Below are 25,291 nucleotides of genomic sequence, written 5' to 3'. Positions count from 1 at the left end.
CTTATAAATGGAAATCTTAAAAGTACAAAATCTGTGTAAAACATACGGAACTGGTGAGGCAAAAGTCGATGCTTTGAAAAATGTATCGTTCTCTCTGGAAAAAGGTGAGTTCGTTGCTGTCGTTGGAGAGTCTGGCTCTGGGAAGAGTACCCTGCTAAATTGTATCGGTGCATTGGATGTTCCTACTTCTGGCACAGTCACGATGGATGGGAATAACTTATTTTCTATGAAAGAAGAAGAACGCACGATTTTCAGAAGGAGGAATATCGGCTTTATTTTTCAGTCTTTTCAGCTTGTATCTGAATTGACGGTGGAACAGAATATAGCATTTCCGCTTCTTTTGGATTATCGCAAACCGAAAGCTTCTGATGTAGAAGAAATATTAGAATTGCTCGGCTTAACAGAACGAAGAAACCATTTGCCAAGCCAGCTTTCTGGCGGTCAGCAGCAGCGTGTCGCTATTGGCAGGGCATTGATTACAAAACCGAAGTTGATTCTTGCGGACGAGCCGACAGGCAATCTGGATAGCAAGAATAGCCAAGATGTTATTGATTTGCTGACAAAAGCATCCAGACATTACCAACAAACAATACTTATGATTACGCACAACAACGGTCTTACTTCTATGGTTGACCGTGTCTTGCGTGTCACAGACGGTGTGCTGACAGACTTGGGAGGTAATGCGAATGAAAAGTTATCTTGACCTTGTTCCTATTTCTGCAAAAGTACATCGAAAGCAAAATCGTATGTCTATTATTTGTATTGTATTGGCTGTCTTTCTGGTAACAGCTATTTTCGGTATGGCTGATATGTTTATCAGAGGGCAGATTTTGCAGGCACAGCAGGAAAACGGAAATTGGCATATTGGCATACAAAACATTAGTGATGAAGATGCAATGCTTATATCTTCCAGACCAGAGGTAGCTACTGTTGCCGATTATGGTACGCTGAATTTTCGAGGAGAACAAGAATATACTTTGCATGGAAAAAATGTGAGTATATGCGGTGGAAATGAAAGCATAGTTACAGAAATTTTTAATGTGTTGGATGAAGGGACGTTTCCTAAAACTGAGAATGAAGCAATGATATCAATCAATGCGAAGGATACGCTAAAGTTAAAAATTGGTGAGCAAATTGTAATTACAACGCCAAATGGAACGGAATTCTCATATATTATTTCTGGCTTTATGAAAAATTCCGCAAACCTTATGCGTGAAGATGTTTATGGTGTGTTTTTGACAACAGATGGCTTTCGAACAATTTACTCCAATGAAACAGATGTTAACCCATCTGAGTATACAATGTTTTTCGTGCTATTTGATAATAAAGGAAACATTCCAAAAGAGATAGCTGAGATTAAAGAACAGTACGGATTGTCCGATAAACAAGTAACCGAAAATATAACATTGCTTGGTTTGATGGGGCAGAGTGATGATTCATTCATGGCACAGGTGTATACTGTTGCAATAATTCTATTTTTCCTCGTTTTGATGGCTGGCGTTTTAATGATTGCAAGTAGTATGAACACTAATGTGGCACAGCGAACAGAGTTTTTTGGAATGGTTCGTTGCATAGGGGCAACACCTAAACAGGTTATGCAGTTAGTACGTAAAGAGGTTATGAATTGGTGTCGCTTTGCAATTCCACTTGGTGTTATCGGCGGTATGGTATTGGTTTGGGTATTGTGTTTTATTTTGCGGCAGCTTAGTCCACAATATTTTGGTGGAATGCCTGCTTTTAGTATAAGCTATCCAAGTATTATAGCGGGTATTGTTGTTGGTTTGTTGACAGTTCTCCTTGCTGCCCGTTCTCCTGCTAAGAAAGCATCCAAAGTTTCTCCTTTGGCAGCGGTATCTGGAAATGCAAATGATTTACAACCTGTAAAAAAAGCGGCGAATACCAAGTTTTTCAAGATAGACACTTCTCTTGGTATTCATCATGCTAAAGCAAGCAAAAAGAATTTTATTTTAATGATTAGCTCATTTTCAATCAGTATTATTCTTTTTCTTGCATTTTCAGTAACTATTGATTTTATGAATCACACATTGACGCCTTTACAGACGTGGACTGCCGATATATCTGTTATCAGTCCAGAAGATACCTGCTCGGTAAAGGCTGAATTTATTGAGGAATTACAGCAAAATCCCGCCGTAAAAAATGTTTATGGGCGAATGTTTGCTTACAATGTTCCCGTAATCGTAAATGGCGAGGAAAAAGTTGTTGACCTTATTTCATATGAAGACATGCAGTTTGACTGGGCAAAGGACTATGTTTTGTCCGGCAGCTTGGAAAAAGCACAAAGTGAAAGTAATACAGGACTTATCGTTTTTGAGCCACAAAACGACATTGAGGTAGGCAATGTCATTACCTTAAATTTGAATGGCAGCCAAGCTGATATGGAGATTGTCGGTATGTTATCTGACTGCCCATTTAATAATCGTCAAGATGTTGGCAAGCTCATTTGTTCTGAGGATACCTTTAGAAAACTGACGGGCGAAACGGATTATAGTATTATTGATATACAGTTATCTCAAAATGCCACAGAGAATGATGTAAATGAAATACACCGCTTGGTAGGCTCACAATATACATTTTCTGATGAGCGAATGGGTAATAGTAACACCCGTGGGGCTTACTATTGTTTTGGGCTTTTCATTTATGGCTTTTTGGTATTGATTGCATTGATTACACTATTCAATATCATAAATAGCATAGCTATGAGTGTGGTGGCAAAAATGAAACAATACGGAGTTTTTCGAGCGATTGGATTAAGTAACAGGCAACTGGCTAAAATGATTATTGCCGAAGCATCTACCTATGCAATCACAGGTACTATTTGCGGTAGCGTTTTAGGAATAGTCTGTAACAAGATTTTATTTAGCAAACTTATAACCTATAAATGGGGCGATGCATGGAGTGTTCCTCTGGTTCAGCTTGGTATCATTATTGTTGTTGTTGCCATTGCAGTAATTTTGGCAGTAAGAAACCCCATTAAAAAATTGGAGAAAACATCTATCGTAGATATAATTAGTGTGCAATAGTTCTCAATATTATTGCATTCATAGAGGGGCAGGCAGGTAATTCTTGAACGGAATTGTCTGCCTCTTTTAGCTTACTATTTTGTAAGTCAAAATTCATCTAATTGTAAGGTTGGCTCTATATCATAATATAGGAAAGATGGAGAACACCATGAAAAAACGATTATCTAAAAAAACTTTGATTTCTGTATGCACGTTGATTGCTGCTTTGATTATTTGGACTATGTGGAGCAATACAGCTTTGATGTTGAGTACGGTGACTGTTTCAAGCAATCGTATCCCTGCCGCATTTAATGGTTTTCGGATAGCTCAAATATCCGACCTGCACAATGCAGTGTTCGGAGAAGACAATGCAGAACTGTTACAAATACTGTCAGAATGTGAGCCAAACATAATAGTAATAACGGGTGATTTAGTTGATGCTGAACATACGGACATTGATGTTGCCCTTGATTTTGCAAAAGAAGCTGTTCAAATTGCAGATACATATTATGTAACAGGCAATCACGAAGCCAGTTTGTCACAGTATGATGAGCTTAAAGCAGAACTTGAAAATACTGGTGTAGTTGTCCTTGAAGATAAAGCAATGCAGTTAGAATATAATGGAGATGACATTACGCTTATCGGACTTTCCGACCCAAGCTTTACGCTTAAAGGGGATATGTTTGGAGAAGTTCCTGCTATGGTTGATACGAAATTACGGGGACTAATCGGAGATAAAGACAATTACACTATTTTGCTTTCACATCGCCCAGAATTGTTTGAAGCCTATGTAAATTGTGGTGTCGATTTAGTTTTAAGCGGTCACGCACATGGTGGTCAGTTTCGTTTACCGTTTATTGGCGGTTTGGTTGCTCCAAATCAAGGCTTGTTTCCAAAATATGATGCAGGCTTATATACGAAAGGTGACACAAATATGATTGTTTGCAGAGGACTTGGCAATAGTATAATCCCTATTCGATTTAATAACCGTCCAGAAATCGTGTTATTGGAGCTTATCGCAGAATGATAGTAAGTAAATGTATTTAATTTTGAAAGGTAGGTTGTAACTTGAAGCAGACAGAATGGCTATTATGTCCTCTTTGCGGAAACAAAACCCGAAACAAAATCAGAGAGGACACAGTTTTGAAAAACTATCCTCTTTACTGCCCAAAATGTAAACAGGAAACATTGATTGATGTAAAGAATTTACAAATAACCGTCATCAAAGAGCCAGACGCATAAGATGCAGAGCCGATGAACAAGTGAGTAATCGCAGTTTGTCGGCTCTGTTTTTATATAACCATAGGTAGGACAAGCCCGCCGAATAAAAAAAACGGTGCTTTGGTGGGCGGCTTTGTCACGCCCAGACTAAATTTTACTGCCCTCTAAACCCGTTTTCGAGTTTGGAGGGATTTTTATGTGTTGGTCAAGCACGACCATCACGCTGCTTATCAGAAGCAGCAGTTATTTACATAGTGTCACGTAGAAGTGAGGATAACTTATTAAAAAAAGCCTTGCTTGCTCGTGGCACTTTTCTACTTTTCGAGTAGAAGTCACATATCTATATCATAGAGATAATTATGCGTGTTCCGAGCGTGTAAAAGCAGGTCAGAAAATCAGCCGTGATAATGGTGTTCTCTATGGAAACGGTAATATTTTAGGTTATGACCGTGTTGGAGATACCTATGTTATCAATGAGGAACAGGCAGAAACGGTCAGAATGATATATGATTTGTATCTGCAAGGTTATGGCTCGATGAAAATCGCAAAGATTTTGACGGAGCGAAAAAGGAAAACAGCTTCTGGACTTATAAAGTGGAGCGTTTCAAATATTATGAGAGCGATTAAAAATGCCACCTACACAGGAACAAAGTGTTACAACAAATCCAGAAGCAATAATTTTTTAGAGCAGAAGCGAATTAACAATCTTGATATGTCCACTTATGAATATGTTGAGGGAGATTTCCCTGCTATTATTTCTCAAGAGATATGGGATAAAGCACAGGCAATAAGGGAAAGCAGAGTAAAACCTGTATGTGTATCGGCAGGAAAAAACACACATAGTAAGCGTGATTCACGAGATATATGGGTCAACAAGCTGCGTTGCTCCTGCGGCTCATCATATCGTAAAAACAAATGGCATACGAAATTGGACGGAAAAACCTCTTACGGTTATCAATGCTACAATCAGCTTAACAACGGAATTAAACGGAAAAGAGCTGAAATCGGTTTAGACACTGAGGGATATTGTGACAGCAGAATGATAACCGATTGGAAACTTGATTTTATGGCAAAAGCTCTGTTAGAGCATCTCTGGACAGAGAGAAAAGAGTCTGTACTGATTGCGTTAGACCTTATTAAGTGTTATTATAAGGAAGAAAAATCTAACGAAACTCAATCCGATACGGTAACGATACAGGCGAAATTGGATAAGGCAAATAGCAGACTGACTAACTTGATTGCTATGAGAGCTGATGGAGAGATTTCCAAAGACGAGTATCAAGCAATGAGAAGTCCTGTCGATGAAGAAATCAAGAAACTTCAAAAAGCACTTGATGAAATTCCACAGGAAAAAAGCAATCCGAAAGGATTGGATATAGAGGGTATCCGTTCTACTCTGAACAGCCTTGTTGATTTTAGTGGTAGCACTATCAGCCACGATGTTGTCAATCGGTTTGTATATTTGATAACACCAACATCGGATACTACATTTGATTGGTATGTTAATCTGAATGGGACAGCAGATGTGAAAGCAACCTTTACAGCGGAAGGCAGAAAGAAAAACTGCATTATCAAATTAGAGGAAATCGAAAAGATTTCCTCGGTACATAGGGGAGAGAATGAGGACAATGCTCATTTCATTAAAAACCCCCATATTTTTACCTATCTGCACAGGCTGCAATCGCTAACAAGTAGGATTCGGACGAACAGAACTTGTAAGTAATTAGCTTAATAAAGACAATATGAGTCCCTGTAATTGCCATGAGGTGGTTACAGGGACTTTTTTGTAAAAAATATGCATATCAAAAAGGAGAAATCAATAGCCGATACTTGATTATATTATGTACTGATGATATTGTGGTCTATGGAAATTAAACATAGGAAGAATATATAATGAATGAAAGAGATGTAGAAATTAGTAAAAGAGAAGCTAAGAAGAAGGAACGTAGGTCGAGAAAGGACAAGCTTGCAATAGAGAAGAGAATACTTCGTCTGTCTTTTATGGGAAGTGTCTTCTTCATACTTGCGGAGGGCGTGATGGCATGGTATACCCATTCACATTCGCTTTGGACGGACTGCCTGTTCGACTCCGCAGATCTGGTCATGATAGGACCATTCATGGTGCTGGTTCCGCTTCTGTATAAACCGGTGACAGAGAAACATCCATATGGCTATGCCCAGGTGGAATCACTTTTCCTCCTTGTGAAGTACAGTGTATTACTTGCACTCACATGTAATCTCATGGTTGAGAATATAAAGCTGTTGTTTCATGGTGGACATGAGGTAGATGCGGGGAGCATAGCGGTATTCGAATTTCTTGTATGTGTATGTTGTGCGGTTATGTATGCGATACTCGGTCATTACAGTAAGAAATATGAGTCTACAACTATCAAAGCGGAGCTGTATATGTGGAAGCTTGACGTAATAAGCAGTATGGGAGTTGCTATAGCATTTGCGGTACAGACTGCTCTGTTGCATACAAAACTGCGTTTTATTACCCCTTATATTGATCCAGCAGTAGCGGTGGTTATGGCACTTCTTCTCATAAAAGAGCCGGTGTGCGAGATATTTCAGAGTATCAAGAATCTTATTCTTTTTGCTCCGGAGGAAGAGACGCTTAGTCAGATACGAGCCATAGTGGATCAGCATATGAAGGATTACCCATATGAGGTCACTTTTCTGGATGTCATCCAGACCGGGCGGAAGCTGTGGGTTGAGGTATATATAGGAAATCAGACGGATGTGATACATATAAGTATCATTCATAAGGTGAGAGACGAGATAAAACAGGAGCTAAGGGATAAGTATGATCAGGTGTATATAGAGGTCATACCGGATTGATAGTAAAGCTGTAATACAAAATACAAATGATCAAGGGGATGCAAGGATATTGTTACATTATGAAGTTTTTGAAAGCTCATGTGATACCGATAGATATATAGTTCTGCTTCATGGATTTGGAGGAAACAACAGGGTATGGAAGAATCAGATTCCCTTGCTTCAGAAGAAGTTTAATGTTCTGGCGATAACTTTGCCAAGTCATGGAGACAGTGAACTAAAATTGTCCAAGATGGGAAGTACGCTGGATGTTGTCGTGGGTGAGATAACACAGGTGCTTGATGAGCGGGGGATACAGCGAGCTGTTTTTATGGGCGTATCACTTGGAACTATATTTATCAAATATATGGAGATGAGATGCGGAAGTTACATAGATAAAGCAATACTTGTGGGTGCGCTTGGCACGGTTGGAAAACCACTCAGGCGTGCTGTCAATGTCTTTGCTAAGATAGGTGACAAACTTCCATTTCCTGTTGTCTACAGAATAATGGCAAAGTTATTTATGCCATGGAAAGTCAGCAAGACAAGCAGGAAGGTGTTCTGCAAATGTGCCAAGGCATTAAACAGTCAGGAATTTAAGGCGTATATGAATATTTTTATTGAGCATTTTTCACTTTGTGACGAGTTCGTGAGCAGATTACACGAGGAGAATGTATATATTTCCGGGCGTGGTGATCTGTGCTTTATAAATGGAATCGTGGAGGAAGCTGATCTGACAGATGCGGAGCTGATAATAATAGAGCATTGCGGTCACGTGTGCAACATAGATCAGAGCAGACAATTCAATGATATTATTTCTGAATTGCTTGACCTTGAATGAATTAAAAGTGGAATATGATACAACAAGGATATACTATCTTAAAATGCTGATAAATAAGGATAAGGAGACTGTGATATGGCAACGATGAACACGTATACGGGAATCAAAATAGATCCGATGAATATGGCAGTTGCTGACATATCAATACAGGATATAGCGCATGCGTTAAGCCTCACGTGCCGCGGTGGAGGGCATGTGTCCTATTTCTTTTCTGTGGCACAGCACTCCATCAACTGTATGAATGAGGCGAAGGCAAGGGGATGGTCAGAGCGGTTACAGCTTGCCTGCCTGTTGCACGATGCCAGCGAGGCGTATATATCAGACATAATCAGACCGGTAAAAGCGCATTTGTCCAATTATCTTGAGATAGAGAGTTCGATCATGAACGTTATACTTGAGCGATTTGGACTTGCTGATCTGAGCGAAGAAGAGAATGCGATGTGGAAACAGATAGATGATGATATGATGAACTTCGAACTTAAGAATCTGATGAAAGGCGAGGAGTACAGGAATACGGACAACCTTAGTTCAGTCCCTGCTGAGGCCGAAAGACCATGGCGAGAAGTGGAAGATGAATTTGAGGCTGAATGTAAGAAGCTTATAGAGAAAATGTCAGATCAGCCCGGCAAGTAGTTGATAGTGCCAGTAATTGATAGTGAAAAGTTATTTTTTATTACAAAATATGTGATAATACCTCCTAGGCGGATGATGGAATATAACGATCAGCCCGGGAGGTATTTGTTTTGACAATTATGATCAGATGTTGTCAAAGTATCCGACATAGTCGACCTTGTATGGTCCATCTGGGAAAAGGTATTCATACAGATCTATGAAATAGTCATCGGTCATGCTGGCGATGAAGTCGAATATACGGAGACACATTTTGTATCAACTGTAATTAATTATCGAAAAACAATAATAATTATTGACAAACGATAATTCTATGGTACTATACAAGTAAGATAATTATCGTGAAACAATAATTTTTACATTGGATTGGAGGCTGCTATGGTTAATGGTATTTTAAATATATTTGCGTATATTGCGGTGTGGCTAAGGAATATGTCACTTGCAGGAGGAGGCCAGAACGCATTTGCAATATTTATGTTCTGCCTGATAGGATGTATGCCACTTGCTGGATTCATCGTGCTCTGTATAAGAAATAGAAAAATTGATGCTGACTACCTGTTGCTGGGACTTTCGGCGGTGCTTTTCATAGGAATATATATGATGATAAATCCAGGGTATGTCATAGATGGAAATGCTCTGGTAACTTCAGATATGCTGAATCTTGCAATAAGCTCAGTGATATGGTCGGTGCTGGCATGTTATGCTGTGCTCAGGATCGTGGAGAGTATAGACAAGGCGGATAGCACTCAGATAGTAGAAATCATCAAGAAGATAATAGGTGTGATAGTGGTATTCACAGCTTTTGTGATTGTCTGTGTGTCACTGCCGGAGCTTGTCAGAACAAATCGGACAAATGCCGGTGCTATGCCTGGTGATGCCGGATGGGCAGTGATCCTGTTTATTTTCCAGCTTGTAAATGCTGCTCTTGTCATATGGGTTCTGATCAGGGGATACAGGCTTTGCAACAGCATAATAGAAAATGAGTATTCGGATGAAACAATCCATATGGCAGAGAGACTTTCAAAGACGAGCAAGAGTGCAATATCAGTCATGGTGATTCTGGAACTCTCGAAGAATGTGCTTCAGCTTTTTATCATGACGACTCTTTCAAATGCAGATTTCAAGATATCACTTCCATTATATGAGCTGATAATACTCGTCGTTGCGTATATGGGTGTCAGAAACCTTGCTAAGACAAAAGCGATAAAAGAAGAAAATGATTCATATATATAGAATTTGAGGTGACGTGTAGGGATGGCGATCAAAGTAACTCTGGACAGGGTTTTAAAAGAGAATAATATGACATCGAAGGAACTTTGCAAACTAGTGGGGATAACAGAGGCAAATCTGTCGGTTCTCAGAAGCGGGAAAGCAAAGGGTGTGCGGTTTACCACGATCAACAAGATATGCTATTACCTGCACTGCGATGTTGGAGACATATTGACATTTGATGGTGAACTTATAGAAGAAGACTAAGGAGGCGGGAGCTGTGATGAAAGTTATCAGGGGTAAGAAAACAGACAGGAAATCAGGTGAGACACATAGAGTGATACGAAAGAGTGATCTGGCTGCTGTGGGTATTATTGGATTACTTGGAATATGTATGCTCTCAGGCTGCTCGCTTGCGGATAAGGAAATGACTGAAACTGATGAAAAAGATTTTCTGGTTGGAGTGTTTGTAACAACAGAAAGGCTTGGGACAGTTACCGATGTTCCGTGCGAAATCGATATTGATGCAGGTACACTTAAGATAACAGATGAAGACATTGATGTTGACGGATGTTATATGATCTATGCCAGATCAGGCGAGGGGGAAGATATGTACGAGACTCTGGTATCTGATGGTATAAGTGTTGGAACAAACAATGTTGGGTATAATGAGAATGCAGATGGAAGTGTCACCAGAAGCCGGACAGTGAACGGATGTGTGTACTATGATCTGGACAATAAGGATAGCTATGCAGACTCAGATGGTGATGTGGGAATAATCCTAAATAAGGTATATGAGAAAACAGATGGAACATATTATATAACGAGTGGCAGCTCAATGGGGTGTGCGGCCACGGATCAGACTGCAGAGAACGGCTCAGGTGTAATGGATATAAAAGAGTCGTATAAGACGACTTCGTTCTCGGGTAGTGAAAGTTCATCAGGAGATGAAAATGAGATGACTATACACGTGGAATGGAAGTTTGAACGAGCAGGAGAAAAGTATACATTTACAGCTATGTCTGAGGATAACAAAGAGCTGGACGCCAAAACCTATGATGTTGGGGATATACCAGATACAATAAAGTTTGACTGTGACTGGCAGTATGTGATCGTGTCCTATGCGGATGTGACTGGTAAGATGCATAGTTCATTCGTGGATAAAGAAGATTCAGTGTATGAATATAGTGTGAGCACTGGCAAATTCTTCCTGGATACAGGCGTAGTTGAGATAGAATAACAGGTGAATATTAATTTAAGATTAAACCACAGGGATATGGTAAATTGGTTCCCTGTGGTTTAAAATTATGACTAGAGAAAATGAATGAAATTGAAAAACGAGAACATTTAGCGTGGGCATATTATCATAATTTCATGTATGACAGTGAGAATTAAGGAGGATTACAGATGGATCGCAAAGAGATGAACAAAATTATATTTCAGAATACAGAGTATATGTGCAAGACGGATGCTGCATTGTCAGATGCTACAAAGAAATCAGTGTCAGGGCAGCGATTTATTGCAGAAAGTGAGAAGATTCCGGGACTTAATCTTAATATTTATAAGAAACAGACCAGGATTGTGGTATCCAGAAAGAGAACATATGAGGCAGCGGCATATTATAAGGGACAGCATGTTGCTGTGCATAACTTTGCATCGGCGGTAAATCCGGGTGGCGGAGTTGTATATGGAGCGAGTGCACAGGAGGAATGTCTCTGCAGATGTTCTAATCTGTATTTCTGTTTGAACACTCCTGATATGTGGGGAATGTTCTATACTCCTCACAGAGCGGCAAAAGATCCTATACACAATGATGATATTATATACACACCTGGTATAGTGGTGTTTAAGACGGATACAGATCTGCCGGAACTCATGGAGCAAAAGGACTGGTATAAAGCGGATGTGATCACATGTGCTGCGCCGAATCTACGGGAAATTCCAGGAAATATTTATAACTGTGAGAATGGTGCAAGCGCAGCGGGAGTAAGCAATTATGACCTTCAGATTATTCATGAGAAAAGACTCAGAAGGATACTTGACAGCGCAGTTATGAACCATGCGGACACAGTGATACTCGGTGCATTTGGCTGTGGTGCATTCCGCAACGATCCTCATGCGGTGGCATCAGCTGCTGCAAATGTTCTAAGTGATTATATATACGCATTTGAGAATATCGAGTTTGCTGTATACTGCAGACCAAATGATGATTTCAATTACAGGGTGTTTAACAGCGTATTAAGTTCATTGTAAATGAAATTTGTGCCTATGGTGCATACCATCATGCTATGAGGGCGGCGATGTAGATATAAGAAGATGAGCAGGAAATGACAAGAGTCTTGATTACAGGATTAGTGTCAATGAGAAAATAGTGAAAGATTATTAAAAGAATTATACAAATTTTAGAAATAATTAATTGAATAAATCCTCCTTGTGATATAAGGTTAGAATAATATATATGATAATGGCGTTTCTGTATTGTGTCAGACATATATATCCTAAAAAATATCACAAGGAGGATTTTTATATGAAAGAAGTAAAACAGCCAAAGAAGCCGCTGATATTTTATTATCTGATAGTGCTTATCATAATAATGGTTCTCAATTTCATATTTGTCCCATGGTTTGCTGAGAGAAGTATAGAGGAGGTGGACTATGGTACGTTCATATCCATGACAGATGACAAGAAGATCGATGAGGTAGACATTGAGGCACAGTCAAATGTCATCTATTTTACAGGCAAAGATGACAAGAAGGTGTATAAGACTGCTATGGTGAGTGATGAGAACTTAACCGAGCGACTTTACAAGTCGGGAGCCAAGTTCTCAGGTCAGGAGATCAAGCAGACATCACCGATACTCAGTTTTATACTCAGTTGGATCGTGCCTATACTTATATTCACATTACTTGGAAGAATGCTTGCCAATCAGATGATGAAGCACGCCGGAGGCGGCAAGAATTCCATGATGTTTGGAATGGGCAAGAGTAATGCGAAGATATATGTTAATTCCACAGAGGGAATAAAGTTTACAGATGTCGCCGGAGAGGATGAGGCGAAGGAGAATTTGACTGAGATAGTTGAGTATCTTCACAATCCTGGAAAGTACAAGGAGATCGGCGCTTCCATGCCAAAGGGTATTCTTCTTGTGGGTCCTCCGGGAACAGGTAAGACCATGCTTGCCAAGGCTGTAGCCGGAGAGGCGAATGTACCTTTCTTCTCAATGTCCGGTTCAGAGTTCGTTGAGATGTTCGTAGGTATGGGTGCTTCAAAGGTAAGGGATTTGTTCCAGCAGGCAAAGGAAAAGGCTCCATGTATAGTGTTCATCGATGAGATAGATGCCATAGGTAAGAAGAGAGATGGACAGATAGGCGGCAATGATGAGCGAGAGCAGACACTTAACCAGCTCCTCACCGAGATGGATGGATTCGAAGGCAACAATGGTGTCATCATTCTTGCAGCAACCAACAGACCGGATTCGCTTGATCCTGCACTGCTCAGACCGGGAAGATTTGACAGACGAGTACCTGTAGAACTTCCTGATCTCAAGGGACGTGAGGATATACTCAAGGTTCACGCCAAGAAGGTCAAGATAGGAGACAATGTAGACTTCAATAAGATAGCCAGAATGGCATCAGGTGCATCAGGTGCCGAGCTCGCAAATATTGTAAATGAGGCGGCGCTCAGGGCTGTCAGAGCCGGCAGAGGCTTCGTGACACAGGCCGATATGGAAGAGAGCATAGAGGTCGTAATTGCAGGTTACCAGAGAAAGAATGCGATACTTACAGACAAGGAGAAGCTTGTCGTGTCATACCATGAGATCGGACATGCGCTTGTAGCTGCCAAGCAGACTGATTCAGCGCCTGTCCAGAAGATAACCATAGTTCCGAGAACATCAGGAGCTCTTGGTTACACCATGCAGGTGGATGAGGGTAATCACTATCTTATGACCAAGGAAGAGATTGAGAATAAGATAGCGACACTCACAGGCGGAAGAGCTGCAGAGGAGATAGTATTTGGATCTATTACAACGGGAGCCTCCAACGATATAGAACAGGCAACAAAGCTTGCAAGAGCTATGATCACCAAATACGGAATGAGCAAAGATTTTGATATGGTAGCCATGGAGGTAGAAACTAACAAATACCTTGGCGGTGATTCATCACTTTCGTGCTCGGCAGAGACGCAGACACTCATAGACAAGAAGGTTGTGGAGCTTATAAGAAAGCAGCATGAGAAGGCGGCAACCATTATCCTCGAGAACAGAGCGAAGCTTGATGAGCTTTCCAATTATCTGTATCAGAAGGAGACGATCACAGGCGAGGAGTTTATGAAGATATTGAATTCATGATTCTCTTAGATATAATTTCAGTTACCGGGTGCTGGCATTTTACAATTCCGCACCCGGTAATCATAAGATAGACTTGTACTGGATTCAGAATAGTAGTATTACGTCAATTCCTCGTGGTCAAGCTCCAACAGTTTGAAATGATTCTTTTTGAACTCTATAAGTCCTTCACTCTGCATGTTGGACAGCTCCTTTGACAGTGCGGTTCTGTCGACATTCAGGTAGTCGGCAAACTGTTCCCTGTTAAATGGGATATCGAACTCAGTTGTTCCAAGAGAGCTGGCAAGTCCTGAGAGATAATAGCTGACACGCTCACGTATCTTCTTTGGCTTTATATAGAAGATATGAAGAGAGAGTGTGAGACTTCTTCTCGATGATAGGAGAAGAAGATTCTTCAGCATTTGCAGATGCCACGGATAACTGTTGTATTTGCCGGACATGATATCCTGTGCGTTGAGCAGGAATACGATAGTAGGCTCTGTTGCTCTTGCGTCGATCATGAGTTTGTGTCCGGACAGGGCGTATGTTTCACCGAACACCTTTCCAGGAAGTGCTGAACTCAGGATACTTTTGGAGCCCCAGTAGTCAACATTCTCAACAATCACCCGGCCTTTGATGACTATTCCAAGCTCCTCGGTTATTTCGCCGGCTTTGAATATAGTGGAGTTGTATCTGTAATAGTGTTCGCGCAGGATCCTGAGATCCATCATGGTTTTGATATCGGCTTCAGAGATTCCTTTAAATGCCATCATGTTGAGTACTTCAGACAATTGATATTGAGGAATTTTAAGTTTCATACATAACCTCCATCTTATTATTTATTTCTATGCAGAGTAGCAGTCTGCAGCGTAGTATATTATAGTGACAAGGTGTCATGATGCAGGGGTGCGATCAGGCTTTCAGCTATAGGATGTATATTTTTTCAAAACACAGTATATTGTATATGTGTAATAAATTATCCCTTGTCCATACACAATATATATTATTCATATATTTTCTCAAATTTTTTCAAAAAAAGTTGTTTAAATCTTCATTACGTGGTTATAACAACCGAATTTATGAGTAAAGTATAATATACTTACAAATGAAAAGCAAGGAATGTGATAAGCATTATTGAATTATAGAAGATTATTCTGTATAATAAGTAAATAGTGTGTCACATTTTCACATATTAAAACACTGAAAGGAGAAATTTTATCATGTTACAGAACCAGGAATGGGAATCATTCACAGGTAGACTCTGGAAGGAAGAGTGTAATGTAAGAGACTTCATCCAGAACAACTACACACAGTACGATGGAGACGAGAGTTTCCTTGCAGCCCCAACAGATGCTACTAACAAGCTTTGGGATAAGCTTCAGGCACTTCAGAAGGCTGAGAGAGATAACGGTGGAGTTTTAAAGGAGGATGCTGATGTTGTATCAAGCATCACATCTTATGGCCCAGGCTACATTGATCCAGAGACAAAGGATCTTGAGCAGATTGTAGGTCTTCAGACAGATGAGCCACTTAAGAGAGCATTTATGCCTTATGGTGGTATCAAGATGGCTGAGGAGGCTCTTCAGATGTATGGATATACTCCAAACGAGAACTTCCACAAGATCTTCACTGAGTATCACAAGACACACAACCAGGCAGTATTTGATGCTTACACACCAGAGATGCTGGCAGCTCGTCATACACATATCGTAACAGGACTTCCTGACACATATGGTCGTGGACGTATCGTAGGTGACTACAGAAGAGTTGCTCTTTACGGTATTGATCAGCTTATCGCTTGGAAGGAAGAGGATAAGGCTAACTGTGGCGATGGCAACATGTTTGATGATGTCATCCGTCAGAGAGAAGAGCTTTCAGAGCAGATTAAGCGTCTCAAAGAGATGAAGGTTATGGCTCAGTCATACGGATATGACATTTCAAAGCCAGCTTCAAACGCTAAAGAGGCTGTTCAGTGGTTATACTTCGGATACCTTGCAGCTATCAAGACTCAGAACGGTGCAGCTATGTCAGTTGGACGTGTATCTACATTCCTTGATATCTACATTGAGAGAGATATTAAGGCTGGTAAGCTTACAGAGGCTGAGGCTCAGGAGCTTATCGATCATTTCACAATGAAGCTTCGTATGGTTAAGTTCGCAAGAATTAAGTCATACAACGAGCTGTTCTCAGGAGATCCTGTATGGGCTACTCTTGAGGTTGGTGGTATCGGTGTTGACGGACGTTCAATGGTTACAAAGAACGATTACAGATTCCTTCATACACTTGAGAACATGGGACCAGCTCCAGAGCCAAACCTTACAGTTCTTTACTCATCAGCTCTTCAGGATACATTCAAGAAGTATGCTGCTAAGATTTCTGTAAGAACAAGCTCAATCCAGTATGAGAACGATGATGTAATGAAGCCAATCTGGGGCGATGATTACTCAATCTGCTGCTGTGTATCAGCTACACAGACTGGTAAGGAGATGCAGTTCTTCGGAGCTCGTGCAAACCTTGCTAAGTGTCTTCTTTACGCTATCAATGGTGGTAAGGATGAGAAGTTCCTTGACAAGAAGACTGGTAAGCCAATGCAGGTAGGTCCAGAGTACTCACCTATCACATCAGAGTACCTTGACTATGATGAAGTACTTGCTAAGTACAAGAAGATGCTTGACTGGTTAGCAGGACTTTATGTAAATATTCTTAACCTCATCCAGTACATGCATGACAAGTACTACTATGAGTCAGCTGAGATGGCACTTATCGATACAGATGTACGTCGTACATTTGCAACAGGTATCGCTGGATTCTCACACGTAATCGACTCACTGTCAGCAATCAAGTACGCTAAGGTTAAGGTTATCCGTAACGCAGAGACAGGACTTGCAGAGGACTTCGAGATCGAAGGCGAGTTCCCTAAGTATGGTAACGATGACGACAGAGCTGATAACATCGGTGTATGGCTTCTTCATGAGTTCCTTACAGACATCAAGAAGAGACACACATATCGTAATTCAGAGCCTACAACATCTATCCTTACAATCACATCTAACGTAGTTTATGGTAAGTACACAGGTAACCTTCCAGATGGAAGACGTGCTTGGACACCATTTGCACCAGGTGCTAACCCAAGCTACGGCGCTGAGACATCAGGACTTCTTGCATCACTTAACTCTGTTGCAAAGATTCCTTATGAGTGGTCACTGGATGGTATCTCAAATACACAGACAATGAACCCATCAGCACTTGGACATGATGAGGAAGAGAGAGCTACAAAGCTTGTAAGCGCAATGGATGGATACTTCGATCAGGGCGCTCATCATCTGAACGTAAACGTATTTGGTAAGGATAAGCTCCTTGATGCTATGGAGAATCCAGATAAGCCAGAGTACGCTAACTTCACAATCCGTGTATCAGGATATGCTGTTAAGTTCATATCACTTACACGTGAGCAGCAGCTCGATGTTATCAACAGAACATTCCATGACTCACTTTAATTCTTAGCTGACGCTGGATTTTCAGTGAAGTTATAGATGCTTTGTCAGATATAACAAGAACCATGGTCCCGGGGATAACCTCTCCGGGACTTTTTTTAAGAATATGTATTTATATCATTTTTATAAGAGATAATAGACATGTAGTTTTGTTTGTAATTACTTTCATTAATTGAGAGTTATATTTGAATAGGAAGAACTTAGAGGTGAAATATGTCTGAAAAGAAACAGGTTTTAGGATATGTCCATTCGACAGAGAGCTTTGGAGCAGTAGATGGTCCAGGCATAAGATTTGTAGTTTTTTTACAGGGCTGCAAGATGAGATGTAAATATTGTCACAACCCAGAGACATGGAATCTTGTGACAGACTATAGTAAGCTTTACTCAGATGAAACAAGCGATGCTGAGAGAGAAGAACTTGAGAAGAAGATAGAAGAGAATACAAAGCTGCTGAAGGATAAGGGCGTCAAGATCGAGGCGAGGACCCCTGAGGATCTGTTAAAGCAGGCGCTCCGCTATAAGCCATATTGGAAAAACGGCGGTGGTATAACAGTGAGCGGTGGTGAGGCGCTGCTTCAGATGGATTTCCTCATCGAGTTTTTCAAGCTTGCAAAGGCTGAGGGTATTCATACAACAATAGATACAGCCGGCAATCCATTTACAAGGGAGGAGCCATTCTTCTCCAAGTTCAATGAGCTGATGAACCTCACAGATCTGTTCCTGCTCGATATCAAGCAGATCAATGATGACAAGCATAGAGATCTCACAGGATTCTCCAACAGCAATATACTTGATCTTGCACAGTATCTGTCAGATCAGGGTAAGCATATGTGGATCAGACACGTACTGGTACCAACCATCACAACTGATGAGGATGATCTGAAGAAGACAAAGGAGTTCATAGATACTCTCAAGACTGTCGATAAAGTTGAGGTACTTCCATATCACAAGCTCGGAATCACTGAGTGGGAGAGACTTGGAATACCATATAAGCTTGAGGGAATCGACCCGCCTACTGATGAGGAGCAGAAGCTTGCAAAGAGTATTCTGGAATAAATTTAAGAACAAGAACCGGGAAAATCATCGATAGTTCAATTCCCAGTCGATGCTGTAGCAGTGTATAAAAATATTTGTATTGAGACACAGGTGCTATATAAGATGTTAAAACCGTTGTAACGGGTGTGACATTTTATATAGTACCTGTGTCTTTGTTATATCAAAAAATAAGTTTAACATAATTAATTAGTAAACAGTGGCTAGGTGCATGCAAAAGAAGTTATAATATATAATTAAAGTGCTACAAATACGTTATATCACTGCAAAGTATATGGGGAGTAAATTATGTATAAGATAGACGAGAACGCATGGGATGAAAAATATGTACTGCTGATCCCTGCCATGCTGGATGCGCATTTTCCTCTGATAAAATACGCCTTTTATTCAAAGGATTATCATCCGGTCATACTGTCAAATGAGGATCATATCACGGATGTTGGTCTTAAATATGTGAACAATGATATGTGTTATCCGATTGTTTTAAATGCCGGGCAGATGATAGATGCACTGCAGTCAGGCAAGTATGACATCAACCGGACAAGACTTCTCATGCCGACGGCGGGGGATGCCTGCAGGGGAGCCAATTACTTACATGTGTTAAAGGAGTCGGTGAGAAAGGCAGGATTTGACAGGGTAAAGATACTATCCCTGAATGTTAAGGGGCTGGAGAAGGACTGTCAGATGCGTGTACAGCCATTCATGGTGTGGAGAGCACTGTTCGGACTCTTCTACGGAGATATGCTCATGCTGCTCCTCAATCAGACAAGACCAAATGAGGTGAAAAAGGGACAGTCACAAAGAATGTGGCAGAAGTGGATAGATATCCTGTCCAGAGATCTGAAAGAGGGAAAGAATCTGACACTAGGCAGGATGAAACGAAACTTTGTCAGGATTGCCAGGGATTTTTCGCGGATAAAGCTGCATGATAAGAGAAAACAGCGTGTTGGGATAGTTGGTGAACTGTACATAAAATATTGTCACTTGGGCAACTGGGATATGATAAAGTTCCTTGAGTCAAATGGATGTGAGAGCCATACAAATGGGCTTTCTTGGTATGCCATGTACTATATGGATTCACACCTCACGGACAATATGACATTTGAATCTCTTCTTTACAAGGCGGGGCTGAAGTTCTTCGGCAGCCTGCAGAGAGCAATGATAGAGGCGCTTAGAAAATATGGGTTCTATACCATGGAGGATTTCTTCACGATGAAGCGTGAGGCTGAAGGATATGTGAGCTGGGGATATAAAACAGGAGATGGCTGGCTCATCGGCGCGGAGATAACGGGACACATACTCCATGAGTGTCCAAAGGTTCTGGCGGTTCAGCCATTCGGCTGTATGCCTAATCACACATGTGGAAGAGGTTTGTACCCTTCACTTCAGAAGAAGCTGCCGCAGGGCATGATAGTGAGCTGTGATGTGGATTCCAGTGGTTCAAAGCTGAATGTCTACAACAGGGCGAGGATGCTGGTGGACATGCCACTTAAAATGGGAAAATAGGCAATTGCGAAACTTAAATACGCTGAATGTGCAAGAGATGTTTTAGCATACCAATCAGGGGTCGCTCTCGCTTAACTCAGTCTGCAACGGTACTAAAGATGTCACTAACGTGCCATCTAAGTACCGGCGACTTCGTATTCCCCTGATTTGGTAATGCTAAACATCTTCTTGCATGTTGAATAGATTAAGGGTTTCGTAATTGCCTAAATGGAAAATAGAAAATGGAGAAATAAAGATGAAAAAGATATTTGTTGTTGAAGATGACGAGAGTATCTGTCAGGAGCTTGTGCAGATACTTGAGAATGAGGGCTATGAGGCTGAGAGTCTTAAGAACTTTGACAATACAAAGGACGATATATTGAAAGCGGCACCGAATCTGGTGCTCATGGATATCAATATTCCGGGGATTAACGGCAGAAACCTTGTGAAGGAGATAAGAAAGGAATCTGATGTGCCTATCATCATGGTCACAAGCAGGACTTCCGAGATGGATGAGGTGCTGTCCATGAGTTATGGCGCGGATGATTATATAACAAAGCCATACAATCCAACGATACTTCTGCTTAGGATAGCGGCGGTGCTCAAGCGCATGGAGGGCAGCCAGAATACGGCATCATACAGAGATGCGGAGGTCAACTTCAGCAAGGGGACTATCAGCAAAGGTGATCAGGAGATGGTTCTCACCAAGAATGAGATGATCATATTCCAGCTGCTGCTTGCCAACAGGGAAAAGATAGTGTCGAGGGATGAGATCATGACAGACCTATGGGACAATGACGAGTTTGTAAATGACAATGCGCTCACAGTAAATATAAGCAGGCTCAGGGGGAAACTGGCGGATCTTGGATATGATGATGCCATAGAGACCAGGAAGAAGCAGGGATACCGACTTGTATGACAGGTAAGTGGGGTTATATATCATTTACAGCGACAAAAGATTGGAGTAATTTTGTAAAATGAAATTTGGCTTGTATATAAAGGATAAACTTGGAATAATTGCGGGATATGCGGGATTTGTGATATTCACATATCTGCTCATGATGGCATTTCACTCACAGTTACAGATGAGAATTATGTTCGTCATCGTGGCTGTGATATTTGTCGTATCGGTTATCGCTTTCGATTATCTGAGAAAATATAAGTTCTACAACAGTCTGGTTGGACATCTGGATGAACTGGATCAGAAGTACCTCATACTTGACACTTTGGACGAGCCTGACTTCTACGAGGGAAAGCTGGTGTATTCAGCTATGTACGACATCAACAAGTCCATGACTGAGAATGTGAGAAAGTACAGGGACAGCGTGGAGAATTTCAAGGATTTTATAGAGATCTGGGTTCACGAGATAAAGCTTCCGATAGCCAGTCTGGTGCTCATGTGCCACAACAACAGGGATGTGATCCCGAGAAAATATGCGGATCAGGTCGCAAGGCTTGACGCGTATGCAGATCAGGTTCTCTACTATGTGAGGGCAGAGCATGCATCGGCAGATTACAGATTTGCTGAGACAAATCTTAAGAGTGTCATCGGAAGGGTGGCTGTGAAGAACAAGGATATGCTGCTTGATGGTGACATATCGCTGAATGTTCATGATGTGGATGAATGTGTTGTGACGGATTCAAAATGGCTTGAGTTTATGGTAAATCAGATCGTGAGCAACAGCATCAAGTATATAGACCGAGGGCAGGAAAAGACTATAGAGATCTGGGTTGAACCGGTGGGTGACGGCAAGGCTCTGCACATAAAGGACAATGGAATAGGTATACCACAGTCTGATATTCCACTTGTGTGCAAGAAATCATTTACCGGGGAAAATGGGCGGAAACATGCGAAATCCACAGGTATGGGCCTTTATATAATAGACAATCTGTGCAGGCAGCTGGGACATAAGCTGAATATAGCGTCAAAGGTGGATGAATACACAGATGTGAGTATAGTATTTGGACATAATGATATATACAAGATTGGATGATATAAAAATTGCGTTTTTCGATAGTGGGATACCAGATCTGGTGAGCGCCCCCAAGGTTACAGAATTGTAATGTTAGGTAATAATGGAAAAAGGACAATTGCTTTCAAAATGTGTAAACTGCAAATATGTTCAATGGTGAGAGCAGTAATAAACAAACATTTGAGGAGGCATTTCAATGGAAACAATATTAAAGATTGACAACATTGAGAAGTATTATGGAAACAAATCCAATATGACAAAGGCCATAGATGGAATATCATTCGATGTGGAGGCAGGAGAGTTCGTAGCTATCATGGGCGCATCGGGAAGCGGTAAGACGACACTGCTTAACTGCGTTTCAACTATAGATAAGGTTAGCAGCGGACACATCTATGTGGGCGGCAAGGATATCACAACACTCAAGGGCAACAAGCTTAACGAGTTCAGAAGAGAGGAGCTTGGATTTATATTTCAGGATTTCAACCTTCTTGACACACTCACGGCGTATGAGAATGTCGCACTGGCACTTTCAATACAGAATGTGCCTGCAAAACAGATAGATGCGAAGGTCAGAGCTGTTGCAAAGGAGCTTGAGATCGAGAGTGTTCTGAAGAAGTATCCGTATCAGATGTCGGGCGGTCAGAAACAGAGAGTAGCATCTGCGAGAGCAATCATCACTGATCCAAAGCTTGTGCTTGCAGATGAGCCTACGGGAGCACTCGATTCCAAGTCGGCAAAGCTGTTGCTTGAGAGACTTAAGCATCTGAATGAGGATCTCATGACAACGATACTCATGGTAACACACGATTCATTTACAGCCAGCTATGCAGGCAGGATACTTTTCATCAAGGATGGCAAGGTGTTCCACGAGCTCAGAAGAGGAGGAGATACAAGAAAAGAATTTTTCAATAAGATCATAGATGTCGTGACACTGCTTGGAGGTGATCTGAATGACGCTCTTTAAGCTTTCCGTATCAAATATGAAGAAGAGTATAAAGGACTATGCCATATATTTCTTCACTCTGGTACTTGGTGTTGCAATCTTCTATGTGTTCAATGCCATAGAGACGCAGACCGCCATGCTCCGGATATCGGCTGACACAAGACAGGTCGTGCAGCTCATGAGCAAGATAATCGCGGGCGTCAGCGTGTTCATCGCATTTGTGCTCGGATTCCTCATCATATATGCAAGCCGTTTTCTGATGAAGAGGCGTAACAAAGAATTTGGTCTGTACCTCATCCTTGGAATGGGAAAACGCAAGGTGTCCACAATGCTTTTCATCGAGACACTTATCATCGGACTTGTATCACTTGTGGTAGGACTTCTTGCCGGAATAGGAATCTCACAGCTCACAAGTGTACTTGTTGCAAACATGTTCGATGCAGATATGTCATCATACAGCTTTGTATTCTCCGGCAGCGCATTTGCCAAGACCTGTCTGTATTTTGCAATCATATATGTGGTGGTTATAATTTTCAACACATTTATCATCAGCAAATGTAAGCTCATCGACCTTTTCCAGAATGGAAGAAAATCTGAGAATGTCAAGATCAAGAATCCGTGGGTATCAGTTATCGTGTTCCTGATATCAGTTGTATCACTTGGATATGCTTATCATGCGGTGATTACCGATATAAATGATATGTACATGAACGATCTCTACAAGTTGATCGTGGTCGGATGCGTTGCAACGGTGCTCTTCTTCTGGTCGGTATCCGGAATGCTCTTCAGGATCGTGTCATCCATGAAGAATGTGTACTATAAGGGACTCAATACATTTGTCGTCAGACAGATGAGCAGCCGTGTCAACACAAATGTACTTTCAATATCAGTCATCTGTCTGATGCTTTTTGTGACAATATGTGCGCTTTCATCAGCGCTTGCAGTGAAGAATTCCTTAAATGAGGGCATTGCAAAGTACGCAAGAGCGGATGTGAGTATATCGAAAACCCAGAGCAGTGATTCAATCTATTATGACGAGGACGAGATGGGTAATGACAGCGAGACAAATGATCTTTTGAAGAAACTTGAGGTGACTGATGGAAAGAGCATAGAAGATGTATATAGTGAAAATAATGTGGATCTTGGATCATACTTCTCAGATTACGTTGACGTACACACATATACATGTCCTGCACTTACAATCAGAAACTATCTGGGAGATGAGGCTCTCATGGATTCTTTTGGGATAGATGCAGCTGCCTGGTCTGGATTTGATGGAACGGAGGAGATCATATCACAGTCTGACTACAACAAGGTGGCAAAGATTTATGACAAAGCTGAGATCCAGCTTGCCGATGACGAGTATGCAATACTGGCAAATTATAGAATGTTCGTGGAGCTCCGTGACGAGAGACTTCAGGAGGGAAAAGAGATAGAGGTATATGGCAAGACGCTTAAGCCGGTTATCACATATTGTATAGATGGTGATATAGAGCTCGCGACACAGCCGATCAACACAGGTGTGTTTATTGTGCCTGATTCAGCTGTTGAAGGTGTACAGTTTGCCAGGGAGTACTTCATCGGAAAGTATGCCGATCAGGACAGAGATGCCATACAGGATAGTGATACGATTATCAAGAAGGTATCGAATAAGGATGTGATCTGCGGACTTATCACAGTAAACACTAAGGATAGTGTTAAGGCAGCCAGCGTGGGAGCCGGAGCCATCGCATCCTTTATAGGAATGTATATCGGACTCATATTCCTCATATCCGGTGCAGCCATCCTCGCACTCAAAGAGCTCTCAGAGAGCACAGACAACATAGAGAGATATAAGATGCTCAGAAAGCTTGGCGTGGATCAGCACATGATCAACAAGGCTCTTTTCTCGCAGATGGGACTATTCTTCGTATTCCCACTTGCTCTCGCCATAGTCCATTCGGTATTTGGAATGATGGTCAGCACGAAGATTCTTGACACTATGGGAGCGTATGATATAGCAGGTGCTATCGGAATCACGGCTGCCATCGTGGTAATCATATATGGCGGATATTTCCTTATAACGTATCTGTGCAGCAGGAAGATTATCAGTGAGTGAGGATATAACTATTATTGAAAATAATTGCACTTTTTATTGAATGAATAACATAATTATGTTATCATCAACATACGATATAAATGTGACATGTCACATTGTCTGGGCTGGTCGTAAGACCCAGGTCCAACCTAATTAGGCGGGGAGACTCCCCGCCATTTTTTATATAGAGTTGTAATGGGGAAA

22 protein-coding genes are annotated in these 25,291 nt (G+C 41.3%); 20 read left to right on the top strand and 2 right to left on the bottom strand.

Annotated elements, in window-relative coordinates:
• The first annotated feature begins 7 nt into the window (after positions 1-7).
• The 8 genes from GT575_RS10545 to GT575_RS10510 all read left to right on the top strand — a co-directional run bounded on the left by GT575_RS10545 (position 8) and on the right by GT575_RS10510 (position 8,532).
• Positions 8-703: an ABC transporter ATP-binding protein gene (locus GT575_RS10545; protein ID WP_008703421.1), complete on the top strand. Its 696-nt coding sequence runs from the start codon at positions 8-10 to the stop codon at positions 701-703.
• Positions 687-3,041: an ABC transporter permease gene (locus GT575_RS10540; protein WP_161171965.1), complete on the top strand. Its 2,355-nt coding sequence runs from the start codon at positions 687-689 to the stop codon at positions 3,039-3,041. Before GT575_RS10545 ends, GT575_RS10540 begins: the two co-directional genes overlap by 17 nt.
• Before the next feature lie 148 nt (positions 3,042-3,189).
• A complete protein-coding gene (locus GT575_RS10535; protein WP_020993957.1) occupies positions 3,190-4,047 on the top strand; it encodes a metallophosphoesterase in 858 nt (285 codons plus the stop codon).
• A 41-nt stretch (positions 4,048-4,088) separates the two neighbouring features.
• On the top strand, positions 4,089-4,262 hold the full coding sequence (locus tag GT575_RS10530) for a cysteine-rich KTR domain-containing protein (RefSeq protein WP_038671887.1): 174 nt from the start codon (positions 4,089-4,091) through the stop codon (positions 4,260-4,262).
• Positions 4,263-4,521: 259 nt separating this feature from the next.
• On the top strand, positions 4,522-5,964 hold the full coding sequence (locus GT575_RS10525; RefSeq protein WP_161171982.1) for a recombinase family protein: 1,443 nt from the start codon (positions 4,522-4,524) through the stop codon (positions 5,962-5,964).
• 170 nt (positions 5,965-6,134) lie between these two features.
• Positions 6,135-7,082 carry a cation diffusion facilitator family transporter gene (locus GT575_RS10520; RefSeq protein ID WP_161171964.1) on the top strand — a complete coding sequence of 316 codons (948 nt, stop codon included), beginning with the start codon at positions 6,135-6,137 and terminating at the stop codon, positions 7,080-7,082.
• Positions 7,083-7,131: 49 nt separating this feature from the next.
• Positions 7,132-7,899, top strand: a complete 768-nt coding sequence (locus tag GT575_RS10515; protein WP_161171963.1) for an alpha/beta fold hydrolase — start codon at positions 7,132-7,134, stop codon at positions 7,897-7,899.
• A 75-nt stretch (positions 7,900-7,974) separates the two neighbouring features.
• On the top strand, positions 7,975-8,532 hold the full coding sequence (locus GT575_RS10510; RefSeq protein WP_161171962.1) for an HD domain-containing protein: 558 nt from the start codon (positions 7,975-7,977) through the stop codon (positions 8,530-8,532).
• A gap of 123 nt (positions 8,533-8,655) precedes the next feature.
• On the opposite strand, the gene GT575_RS15330 is transcribed toward GT575_RS10510, so the two are convergent.
• Positions 8,656-8,781 carry a hypothetical protein gene (locus tag GT575_RS15330; RefSeq protein ID WP_270227155.1) on the bottom strand — a complete coding sequence of 42 codons (126 nt, stop codon included), beginning with the start codon at positions 8,779-8,781 and terminating at the stop codon, positions 8,656-8,658.
• Positions 8,782-8,907: 126 nt separating this feature from the next.
• Here GT575_RS15330 and GT575_RS10505 point away from each other — a divergent pair, with 126 nt between their 5' ends.
• The 5 genes from GT575_RS10505 (at position 8,908) to ftsH (ending at position 14,086) form a co-directional block, all read left to right on the top strand.
• Positions 8,908-9,762 (top strand): hypothetical protein, encoded by an 855-nt coding sequence (locus GT575_RS10505; RefSeq protein WP_161171961.1) that lies wholly within the window; start codon positions 8,908-8,910, stop codon positions 9,760-9,762.
• A gap of 21 nt (positions 9,763-9,783) precedes the next feature.
• Positions 9,784-10,005 carry a helix-turn-helix domain-containing protein gene (locus GT575_RS10500; RefSeq protein WP_055222763.1) on the top strand — a complete coding sequence of 74 codons (222 nt, stop codon included), beginning with the start codon at positions 9,784-9,786 and terminating at the stop codon, positions 10,003-10,005.
• Between the two features lie 16 nt (positions 10,006-10,021).
• Positions 10,022-10,978 carry a hypothetical protein gene (locus GT575_RS10495; protein WP_161171960.1) on the top strand — a complete coding sequence of 319 codons (957 nt, stop codon included), beginning with the start codon at positions 10,022-10,024 and terminating at the stop codon, positions 10,976-10,978.
• 167 nt (positions 10,979-11,145) lie between these two features.
• Complete coding sequence (locus GT575_RS10490) at positions 11,146-11,991, top strand: TIGR02452 family protein (RefSeq protein ID WP_055222759.1); 846 nt, start codon at positions 11,146-11,148, stop codon at positions 11,989-11,991.
• A gap of 274 nt (positions 11,992-12,265) precedes the next feature.
• Positions 12,266-14,086, top strand: coding sequence for an ATP-dependent zinc metalloprotease FtsH (gene ftsH / locus GT575_RS10485; RefSeq protein ID WP_015535048.1), 1,821 nt, complete (start codon positions 12,266-12,268; stop codon positions 14,084-14,086).
• A 98-nt stretch (positions 14,087-14,184) separates the two neighbouring features.
• Here the strand turns inward: ftsH and GT575_RS10480 are convergent, their stop codons facing one another.
• Positions 14,185-14,880: a Crp/Fnr family transcriptional regulator gene (locus GT575_RS10480; RefSeq protein WP_004854105.1), complete on the bottom strand. Its 696-nt coding sequence runs from the start codon at positions 14,878-14,880 to the stop codon at positions 14,185-14,187.
• A gap of 402 nt (positions 14,881-15,282) precedes the next feature.
• On the opposite strand from GT575_RS10480, the gene pflB reads away from it, so the two are divergent.
• From pflB to GT575_RS10445, 7 genes are all read left to right on the top strand, one after another.
• Positions 15,283-17,559: a formate C-acetyltransferase gene (pflB, locus tag GT575_RS10475; RefSeq protein WP_022216338.1), complete on the top strand. Its 2,277-nt coding sequence runs from the start codon at positions 15,283-15,285 to the stop codon at positions 17,557-17,559.
• A 210-nt stretch (positions 17,560-17,769) separates the two neighbouring features.
• A complete protein-coding gene (locus tag GT575_RS10470) occupies positions 17,770-18,612 on the top strand; it encodes a radical SAM protein (protein WP_015535046.1) in 843 nt (280 codons plus the stop codon).
• 285 nt (positions 18,613-18,897) lie between these two features.
• Complete coding sequence (locus GT575_RS10465; protein WP_161171959.1) at positions 18,898-20,115, top strand: 2-hydroxyacyl-CoA dehydratase; 1,218 nt, start codon at positions 18,898-18,900, stop codon at positions 20,113-20,115.
• Between the two features lie 235 nt (positions 20,116-20,350).
• Positions 20,351-21,013 (top strand): response regulator transcription factor, encoded by a 663-nt coding sequence (locus tag GT575_RS10460; RefSeq protein WP_022216340.1) that lies wholly within the window; start codon positions 20,351-20,353, stop codon positions 21,011-21,013.
• 58 nt (positions 21,014-21,071) lie between these two features.
• The gene (locus GT575_RS10455; RefSeq protein ID WP_161171958.1) at positions 21,072-22,088 is read left to right on the top strand and encodes a sensor histidine kinase; all 1,017 of its coding nucleotides are present in this window, start codon (positions 21,072-21,074) and stop codon (positions 22,086-22,088) included.
• 175 nt (positions 22,089-22,263) lie between these two features.
• Complete coding sequence (locus GT575_RS10450; RefSeq protein ID WP_055144940.1) at positions 22,264-23,031, top strand: ABC transporter ATP-binding protein; 768 nt, start codon at positions 22,264-22,266, stop codon at positions 23,029-23,031.
• A complete protein-coding gene (locus GT575_RS10445; protein ID WP_161171957.1) occupies positions 23,018-25,108 on the top strand; it encodes an ABC transporter permease in 2,091 nt (696 codons plus the stop codon). The genes GT575_RS10450 and GT575_RS10445 overlap by 14 nt, the downstream gene beginning before the upstream one ends.
• Positions 25,109-25,291: the final 183 nt, after the last annotated feature.

The organism is Coprococcus sp. BIOML-A2 (assembly GCF_009875795.1).
Taxonomy (GTDB): Bacteria; Bacillota; Clostridia; order Lachnospirales; family Lachnospiraceae; genus Coprococcus; species Coprococcus aceti.
Note: the sequence above shows the minus strand (reverse complement) of the source record. Positions and strands in the feature narration are given on the sequence as shown.

What these genes read in the sequence shown, in the direction of transcription:
- GT575_RS15330 (WP_270227155.1), bottom strand. Translation starts at nt 8,781, where the DNA reads ATGTGTCTCCGTATATTCGACTTCATCGCCAGCATGACCGATGACTAT.
- GT575_RS10465 (WP_161171959.1), top strand. Translation starts at nt 18,898, where the DNA reads ATGTATAAGATAGACGAGAACGCATGGGATGAAAAATATGTACTGCTG.
- GT575_RS10445 (WP_161171957.1), top strand. Translation starts at nt 23,018, where the DNA reads ATGACGCTCTTTAAGCTTTCCGTATCAAATATGAAGAAGAGTATAAAG.
- GT575_RS10540 (WP_161171965.1), top strand. Translation starts at nt 687, where the DNA reads ATGAAAAGTTATCTTGACCTTGTTCCTATTTCTGCAAAAGTACATCGA.
- GT575_RS10520 (WP_161171964.1), top strand. Translation starts at nt 6,135, where the DNA reads ATGAATGAAAGAGATGTAGAAATTAGTAAAAGAGAAGCTAAGAAGAAG.
- GT575_RS10510 (WP_161171962.1), top strand. Translation starts at nt 7,975, where the DNA reads ATGGCAACGATGAACACGTATACGGGAATCAAAATAGATCCGATGAAT.
- GT575_RS10545 (WP_008703421.1), top strand. Translation starts at nt 8, where the DNA reads ATGGAAATCTTAAAAGTACAAAATCTGTGTAAAACATACGGAACTGGT.
- GT575_RS10505 (WP_161171961.1), top strand. Translation starts at nt 8,908, where the DNA reads ATGGTTAATGGTATTTTAAATATATTTGCGTATATTGCGGTGTGGCTA.
- GT575_RS10495 (WP_161171960.1), top strand. Translation starts at nt 10,022, where the DNA reads ATGAAAGTTATCAGGGGTAAGAAAACAGACAGGAAATCAGGTGAGACA.
- GT575_RS10455 (WP_161171958.1), top strand. Translation starts at nt 21,072, where the DNA reads ATGAAATTTGGCTTGTATATAAAGGATAAACTTGGAATAATTGCGGGA.
- GT575_RS10460 (WP_022216340.1), top strand. Translation starts at nt 20,351, where the DNA reads ATGAAAAAGATATTTGTTGTTGAAGATGACGAGAGTATCTGTCAGGAG.
- pflB (WP_022216338.1), top strand. Translation starts at nt 15,283, where the DNA reads ATGTTACAGAACCAGGAATGGGAATCATTCACAGGTAGACTCTGGAAG.
- GT575_RS10490 (WP_055222759.1), top strand. Translation starts at nt 11,146, where the DNA reads ATGGATCGCAAAGAGATGAACAAAATTATATTTCAGAATACAGAGTAT.
- GT575_RS10470 (WP_015535046.1), top strand. Translation starts at nt 17,770, where the DNA reads ATGTCTGAAAAGAAACAGGTTTTAGGATATGTCCATTCGACAGAGAGC.
- GT575_RS10500 (WP_055222763.1), top strand. Translation starts at nt 9,784, where the DNA reads ATGGCGATCAAAGTAACTCTGGACAGGGTTTTAAAAGAGAATAATATG.
- GT575_RS10450 (WP_055144940.1), top strand. Translation starts at nt 22,264, where the DNA reads ATGGAAACAATATTAAAGATTGACAACATTGAGAAGTATTATGGAAAC.
- ftsH (WP_015535048.1), top strand. Translation starts at nt 12,266, where the DNA reads ATGAAAGAAGTAAAACAGCCAAAGAAGCCGCTGATATTTTATTATCTG.
- GT575_RS10535 (WP_020993957.1), top strand. Translation starts at nt 3,190, where the DNA reads ATGAAAAAACGATTATCTAAAAAAACTTTGATTTCTGTATGCACGTTG.
- GT575_RS10480 (WP_004854105.1), bottom strand. Translation starts at nt 14,880, where the DNA reads ATGAAACTTAAAATTCCTCAATATCAATTGTCTGAAGTACTCAACATG.